General features: G+C 46.9%; 6 protein-coding genes. 3 read left to right on the top strand and 3 right to left on the bottom strand.

Going from position 1 to position 6,317, the window contains the following annotated elements; translation table 11 throughout:
• From Q0340_RS10660 to Q0340_RS10670, 3 genes are all read right to left on the bottom strand, one after another.
• A partial coding sequence (locus tag Q0340_RS10660; RefSeq protein WP_298083286.1) for a hypothetical protein occupies window positions 1-488 on the bottom strand: 488 nt, incomplete at its 3' end.
• A 290-nt stretch (window positions 489-778) separates the two neighbouring features.
• Window positions 779-1,339, bottom strand: coding sequence for a Fe-S-containing hydro-lyase (locus Q0340_RS10665; protein WP_040303892.1), 561 nt, complete (start codon window positions 1,337-1,339; stop codon window positions 779-781).
• A gap of 10 nt (window positions 1,340-1,349) precedes the next feature.
• Window positions 1,350-2,195: a fumarate hydratase gene (locus Q0340_RS10670; RefSeq protein WP_298023346.1), complete on the bottom strand. Its 846-nt coding sequence runs from the start codon at window positions 2,193-2,195 to the stop codon at window positions 1,350-1,352.
• A gap of 199 nt (window positions 2,196-2,394) precedes the next feature.
• Between Q0340_RS10670 and Q0340_RS10675 the strand changes: the two genes are divergently transcribed.
• The 3 genes from Q0340_RS10675 to Q0340_RS10685 all read left to right on the top strand — a co-directional run bounded on the left by Q0340_RS10675 (window position 2,395) and on the right by Q0340_RS10685 (window position 5,057).
• The gene (locus Q0340_RS10675) at window positions 2,395-2,952 is read left to right on the top strand and encodes a NapC/NirT family cytochrome c (protein WP_298083287.1); all 558 of its coding nucleotides are present in this window, start codon (window positions 2,395-2,397) and stop codon (window positions 2,950-2,952) included.
• Between the two features lie 10 nt (window positions 2,953-2,962).
• Window positions 2,963-4,363, top strand: a complete 1,401-nt coding sequence (locus tag Q0340_RS10680; protein ID WP_298083288.1) for a multiheme c-type cytochrome — start codon at window positions 2,963-2,965, stop codon at window positions 4,361-4,363.
• 277 nt (window positions 4,364-4,640) lie between these two features.
• A complete protein-coding gene (locus Q0340_RS10685) occupies window positions 4,641-5,057 on the top strand; it encodes a hypothetical protein (RefSeq protein WP_291940165.1) in 417 nt (138 codons plus the stop codon).
• Window positions 5,058-6,317: the final 1,260 nt, after the last annotated feature.

A 6,317-nucleotide genomic window follows, 5' to 3' on the forward strand; every position in this document is an offset into this window, starting at 1 on the left:
GAGAGCTTGAGTTTGGCGGGATCGATACTGCCTCCAATATCGTATCGATAGCCGAACGCCTTGAAATAAGGCATTAGATAGTGCTCTTTAAAAGCGCACTGAAATTTTACCGAATAATCTTGTTTAAAGCCTCTAAACAATACGAATAAGCTCGAAGCAGCCAAGATTAAAGTTATAATCGCGAGTAAGATATATTTGGAAATCGTGGGGCGATTTTGTAAATCAACTAAAAATAGGCATATTATAAAAAGACCCGCAGCTTGGATTATCGTAGCTTTTATGGAGGCCTGATCGCACAAAACGGCTACTATAAGAACAACCGCGAATAATCCTATAAGCGGCAACAAATCCGCCATGCCTCCTCTGTCGCGTAGTTTGCATACCGAAAACGCGCCGTAGCCGAGTATGCACGCCGCCGCGAAGATCGTATTTCTTTTCGCCTTATACAAAAGCCCAAGTCTGATCTTCTCCAGCTCGCTCGCGCTCAATCGCCCCTCCTAAAATTTAAATCCGATTATGGCGCTAGCGAGCTTTAAATTCGCTTACGAACGACGACGAAATTTTAAAATTTAGACTTGCGTAAATTTGCGGTTAAATTTTAGTGGCGGATCGTCTAAATGAAGCAAAGTCGGAATTTTGGTAGAAATTTAAGCGGCACGAAATTTTAAAATTCCGTGCCGTAAGAGAGATAAAATTTTACGGGCGCGATTTAAATTCGCTATAAAATTTCACTGCGCCGCACCGTAAAATTTCGCGAAATAAACGCCGCTAGAAAAATTTAAATTTTTCTATAAGGCGCCTGTCCTACTTCGTAGAAGTTATTGCCCTCGCTGTCGATCGCTACGATAGCAGGGAAGTCCTCGACGGTAAGTCGCGCGACCGCCTCGGGGCCGAGCTCAGGGTAGGCTAGCACTTCATATTTTTTGATACTTTGGCTGATTAGCGCGCCGGCGCCCCCGATAGCGACCATATAGACGCAGCCAGATTTTTTCATCGCTTCGACGACGGCGTCGCTGCGGTAGCCCTTGCCGATCATGCCGTTGATGCCTACCTCGTTTATCATCGTCGGAGTGTATTTGTCCATGCGTCCGCTAGTCGTAGGTCCTGCAGCACCGATTGCCTGACCAGGTTTGGCAGGGGTCGGTCCCAGATAATATATCGTCTCGCCCGCTAAGTTTACGGGTAGCTTCTCGCCGCGAGCGAGGGTTTCGGTTAGAGCCTTGTGTGCGGCGTCGCGAGCTGCGATGATGGTGCCACTGATTAGGACGTTATCGCCCGCCTTTAGGCTTTTTACTACGCTTTTATCGAAAGGTGCGGTAATTCTTTTAACTTCTGACATGATTTCCTCCTTATAGTTCGGCGTCGGCATGGCGAGCCGCGTGGCAGTTGATATTAACGGCGACCGGAAGCCCCGCTATGTGGGTCGGATACCACTCTACATTTACCTTAACGGCGGTGTTTATGCCGCCCAAACCCTGCGGACCGACGCCCGTAGCGCGCGCCATCTCCAGTAGTTCATCCTCTAGCTTGGCGTAGCGCTCGTCGGGATTTCTGCTGTCGATCGAGCGAACCGCGGCTTGCTTGGCCAAAAGCGCCGCCTTATCCATCGTGCCGCCGATACCGACGCCTACGACCATAGGAGGGCAAGCGTTAGGACCAGCGTATTTAACCGCCTCTAAAAATACTTTTTTTACCCCCTCGATGCCGTCTGCAGGAACGAGCATTTTTAGCACCGATTTGTTTTCGCTGCCGAAGCCCTTCGGAGCTACTTTTATCTTAAGCTTGTCGCCGGGGATGATGCGGGTATTGATGACCGCAGGGGTATTATTCGTGGTGTTTTTTCGCTCAAAAAGCGGCTCTGCGACCACGGATTTGCGTAGATAGCCGCCTACGTAGCCGTCCGCAACGCCTGCATTGATAGCATCCTCCAAATATCCGCCCTCGATATGCACATCCTGACCGAGTTCGACAAAAACCACCGTCATACCGGTATCTTGGCAGATCGGCGCGACCTCTTTTGCCGCCAAATCGGCATTTTGCAAGAGCTTGCCTAAGATATCTTTGCCGATAGGCGAAGTCTCGTTCTCGCGCGCTTTCTCAAATGCCGCGCGCATATCTGGCGTGACGTGATAACAGGCTTTTTTGCAAAGCTCGCTGACTACTTTGGTAATTTCATCCGCTTGGATCGTTTTCATGATCTCTCCTTGTATTGAAATTTTAATGGATTATATTCCGTTAAACTAAAAACTTAGTTTAAAATTTTATCTTCATTTAATAAATTTTAACAAAAGGCTAGAAAATAAGCGGTTTTTAATCTTTTTATAATAAAATATCGCTTTCCGAATTATCAAATACTAAAAATTTTGCGAAGAAATTTTAAAATCAAGGAAACCTATGAAAAAGAAAACTCTTGTGCTGCTCGTGGGCGCTTGTGTGCTTATAGGAATGATACTTTCTCTTGGGATTGCGGAGATGGTTCACCTTACGGGCACCGATAAATTCTGCGTATCCTGTCATACGATGCAGCCGATGGCAAACGCATTTCACAACGATGTTCACGGCGGCAATAACCCGCAAGGTTTCAAGGCCGATTGCGTCGCCTGTCACGTTTCTCATGAAAATACCTTTATGTATCTTTGGACCAAAGCTCTAACCTCCGCAAATGATGTCTACAAGACGGTCTTTACCGATGCCGATAAGATCAATTGGCAAGAAAAACGTAAGGAGCGAAATCATTTCGTTTATGAAAGCGGCTGTCTAAGCTGCCATCGAAATTTAAAAGAGCAGAATAATCAAGTAAATAAAGCCTGGCTCGCGCATAGGGATTATTTCGCGGGCACTACCGGCAAAACCTGCGTGCAGTGCCACGAAAACGTCGGTCACAAAAATATGGGTATAGAGATCACCAAATATTGGGATAAATACAACCGAGAAAATAACAAAACCAAGTAAAGGAGAAGCAATGCTAAAAAAAGTCGCTATTTTAATAGCCTGTATCGCATCGTTTGCATTCGCAGAAATGCCCGCGCAGCATGCGAATATGTCCGCGTCGGACGCGAACGTAAGCAATTCTGTAAACGTTAGTCTTACGAAGAATTTAAAGGTAAATAGGCAGCTTACGCCGCTAGCTAGACGCTGCGTCGAGTGCCATGCCGAAAAAACTCCGGGCGTCGTTGCGGATTGGAAGATGAGCCGCCACGCTCACGTAGGCGTTAGCTGTACCGACTGCCACTCGCAGCCAGCAGATAGCCCTATGGCAGCTAAAGAGCCGCATCCGAAAGACACAGACAATCATATTTCGGTGCTAGTTAGCCCAAAAACCTGTGCCAAATGCCACAGCAACGAGGTTAAAGAGTTTGAAAACAGCGGTCACGCAAGAGGCGCTATGCAAATGCAAGCCAACAAAGGAATGGTTGATCTAATGTATCACTACGAAGGACGTGATATCCCTGATCTTAAACATGCACCTGATATTACCGGCTGCTCTCAATGCCACGGTAGCGTCGTTAAAATGGATGAGCATAACAAGCCTACCAAAGAGACCTGGCCCGTTTACGGCATCGGTACGGTTTATCCGGACGGTAGCGTAGGCGGATGCAAATCATGCCATTCTGGTCATAAATTTTCGATTGCTGAAGCTCGTAAGCCTGCTGCTTGCGCATCTTGCCACTTAGGACCTGATCATCCGGATATCGAAATTTACAATAACTCAATGCACGGACACGTATTTAACGCTGAAGGCAATGAGTGGAAATTCGATAGCGCTCCTGGTACTTGGGCAGTTCCTGATTACCGCGCTCCTACATGTGCAACCTGCCATATGAGCGGCGGTGTGGGCGATCTAAACTCCACTCACAACGTATCTCAACGCTTGAAGTGGAATTTGTGGCAGCCTAAGAGCAATCTACGCACCGGCGGTAATGAGACTGCGGTAAGCGAGTTTTTAAATACCGGCAAACTAAACGTCGGCAATCCTTTGGCGGGTAACCTAAACGGTCCTGAGGCAGCGCGTGCCGAGATGAAGCAAGTATGCAAAGAGTGCCACGCAAGCACCCATACGAATAATTTCTTCGAGATGGGCGATAAACAGGTGCTTTTATACAATGTTTATAACGACGAAGCAACTAAGATGCTAAAAGAGCTTAAGGAAAAGAAACTTCTAAAAGACGATCCTTGGGCGGATGCGTTCCAGCGAATCTACTATGTTTCTTGGCACCACGAGGGTCGCAGAATGCGCCAAGGCGCGCTAATGGGCGGACCTGATTATTCGCATTGGCACGGCGTATTCGAGGTCAAAAACGACATCAGAGAGATGCGCGAAATCTATGAGCGCCGCATCAAAACCGGTAAGATCGAGGAATAATCCTTCTTAGTCTGCTAAATTTGCCGGACTAAACAGATCAAGCTTGTAAGCCCCTGCACTTCGCGGGGGCTTTTTTGTTTGGATAAAATTTTGGAATTTTATTTCGTAATCCGCAAAGCCCATCGAAAATCGCCCCTAAAAGCCACTACAAAATCACTATCTAATTATTTAAGATTATTGAGAATTTATGACGGAAATGACTGATAAATTAGAGTAAATTTATCTCTTTGCAATCCAAAATTAGCTACAATCGCGCATATCATTTAAAAGGAATTTTATGGACAAGCAAACGGCATTAGACTTTTTGAGACTTCATCAGCCGATGCCTGCGCAGCTTTCGGATCAGCTCGTGGCAGAGTTTCGTGCGGTACGAGAGTTTTTGCGTGATAATCCCTGCGACGAGGCGCTTGAGCCGCTTTTGCGCTCGCTAAACGAGGGCGACGGCGCAGGTGAATATCCGCTCGTGGACGAGGTGCTAGGTGCGGCGGACGATGCTGCTGCGGTAGCTGCGATTAGAGCGGTCTTGGAGGATCCGAGCACTGGCAGCGGAGCGCGATTTTGGGCGACGCTTTTTAGCGTGAGCTTCGTCCGTAAGGAGCTCATCGCAAGCCTGGAGACATCGCTTAAATACGCAAACGATGATTTGATCGAGCTTACGAAGGAGCAGATCGAAATGTTTAAGCAGCTGACGTAAAGCTAGCTGCGTAACTTATAGTTGCGCCTTGCTCACCAGATTGCGCTGCTACAAAGCAAATCCAAATTTATAAAAATCGGCTTAATCGAAGGCTGCTTTTAAATTTTAAAATTTTGCGGTCGCTTAAAATTTTTTAGAGGCTACGATTACGAAAGAGGCGCACTTTATTTTCTATGGGCTGTGGCAGGCGCCCTGTGCGAGGATTGCTATCGGCAAAGATATAGCGTCGCCGCTAAGTGCGAGCGGCGCAGGCACCGAGAGATATGTATCTAGGGAGGGTAGAAATTTCACGGCGTCGTTTGAAGTAAAATTTTAAATCTGCGGGCTTGTGATAGAATTTAAGTCGTAATAGTGAAGCAGAATTTAATATCGCTACGAGCTCACCGCTGAAATTTTAAGATTACGTCGCGCAGTGACGAGATTTTGCTCGGTGCAATCCGTACGAAATTTTAAGCCGTAAAGATAAAGCGGAATTTCTCATACGTGATTTTTTGAGACGAAATTTTAAGTAATGAGTTTGAAGCGGAATTTTAAGGTGCGAGTTAGAGACTATAAACTCGCACCGTCGGTAGAGGATACCGCGCCTTTTTTGCTCTGAGAACTTCGACCGCGCAACAAAGAATTCCACGCCATTTCGCACTACAGCTACGGACCTCGACCACGCAGTGAGCAAGGCTGCGCTATGCGACTAAGGATACTGCACTATTTCGCAAGCGATCTTGTAGCGAGATTAGATTATGGGTCTTGGCGCACGGTATAGAAATTTGGGCGGGTCTGATCTGTGTGGGATCGCACGGGCGCGGATTTTGCGCCCGCACCGCCAAAAATTCTACCGAGCGGAGTTGTGATCTAGAAATTTTGCGGCGGCATGAAATCTCCTAGCGCGGATTTTGAGCTTGCGCAAAATTTTGCACCGGCTAGCATTTGAGAGACCTGAAATTTTAAATTGCATGTCGCTTTAAAATTTTAAACTTATGAAATTTGAGCCGCGCTTACTTTTAAATCCTAATTATGCGCCGTGCTTGGCGATGAAATTTTAAAATTTTATTGCGCCAAGAGCAGCTCGATCAATCGGCGGACGCAGTTAAAAATTAAGTATAGATAAAATGCGTCGGCGCGCGCGAAGCGGAGCTAAATTTAAATTGCTGGCTAAATTTTAAAGCGTGACCTAGACCGCTTGCGGGCGCTCGATCTTGGCTTTAAAATAGTTAATTTAGCTCTGCGCCCGCAAGACGCTTCGGCTACCTGATTTTTGCGGTG

Origin of the sequence: uncultured Campylobacter sp. (assembly GCF_938045595.1) — a bacterium.
Taxonomy (GTDB): Bacteria; Campylobacterota; Campylobacteria; order Campylobacterales; family Campylobacteraceae; genus Campylobacter_B.

Bases quoted from the DNA above. Each gene is read 5' to 3' on its own strand.
- Q0340_RS10665 (WP_040303892.1), bottom strand. From the start codon at position 1,339: ATGTCAGAAGTTAAAAGAATTACCGCACCTTTCGATAAAAGCGTAGTA.
- Q0340_RS10670 (WP_298023346.1), bottom strand. From the start codon at position 2,195: ATGAAAACGATCCAAGCGGATGAAATTACCAAAGTAGTCAGCGAGCTT.
- Q0340_RS10675 (WP_298083287.1), top strand. From the start codon at position 2,395: ATGAAAAAGAAAACTCTTGTGCTGCTCGTGGGCGCTTGTGTGCTTATA.
- Q0340_RS10680 (WP_298083288.1), top strand. From the start codon at position 2,963: ATGCTAAAAAAAGTCGCTATTTTAATAGCCTGTATCGCATCGTTTGCA.
- Q0340_RS10685 (WP_291940165.1), top strand. From the start codon at position 4,641: ATGGACAAGCAAACGGCATTAGACTTTTTGAGACTTCATCAGCCGATG.